Here is an 885-nt window from a genome sequence, read left to right as displayed (position 1 = left end):
TTCGTATACCAACTACCGCCATTATAAAGCCGACATCCGCAAAGTCGAGGAACTTGAGCCCATCTTTCAGGAATACGGCACCGATATTAAACTGATCGTTCACGCGGCTGCCCAACCCAGCCACGACTGGGCCGCCCGAGAGCCCTTCACCGATTTCAGTGTAAACGCCAACGGCACGCTGAATATGCTGGAAATGAACCGCCTGCACTGCCCCGATGCGGTTTTCATCTTCACGTCTACCAATAAAGTATACGGCGACAATCCGAATTATCTGCCACTGGTGGAAACCGAAACCCGCTGGGAAATCGACGAAAACCACCCCTATTTTGCCAACGGTATCGATGAGCACATGTCCATCGACCACACCAAACACTCGTTGTTCGGCGCGTCGAAAGTGGCGGCCGACATTCTGGTGCAGGAATATGGCCGGTATTTCGGCATGAAAACCGCCGTCTTCCGGGGCGGCTGTCTGACTGGCCCGAACCACTCGGGGGCCCAGTTGCACGGCTTTCTGTCGTACCTGATGAAGTGTGCCATCACCGGCAACCACTACACCATTTTCGGGTACAAAGGCAAGCAGGTTCGCGACAACATTCACAGCCATGACCTGGTGAACATGTTTTGGCATTTTTACCAGAATCCCCGTCCGGGCGAAGTATACAACGCCGGCGGTGGCCGTCACGCCAACTGCTCGATGCTGGAAGCGCGGGTCTTGTGCGAAGAAATCTCCGGGAACAAGATGAATTTCAGCTACTCGGAAACCAACCGCATCGGTGACCACATCTGGTACGTATCCGATTTGTCCAAATTCAAGAGCCATTACCCCGACTGGAACTGGGAATATGATCTGCGTCAAACGCTGGTGCAAATGCACGACAGCATGGT

Annotated in this window: 1 protein-coding gene; it reads left to right on the top strand. The window is 53.8% G+C overall.

The genetic code is table 11. The annotated features are described in order from the left end of the window. The coding region (locus FH871_RS31745) for an NAD-dependent epimerase/dehydratase family protein (protein WP_138995315.1) at positions 1 to 885 on the top strand (885 nt) is incomplete at both ends.

It is taken from the genome of Larkinella sp. C7 (assembly GCF_006149005.1).
Classification (GTDB): domain Bacteria; phylum Bacteroidota; class Bacteroidia; order Cytophagales; family Spirosomataceae; genus Larkinella.
Note: the sequence above shows the minus strand (reverse complement) of the source record. Positions and strands in the feature narration are given on the sequence as shown.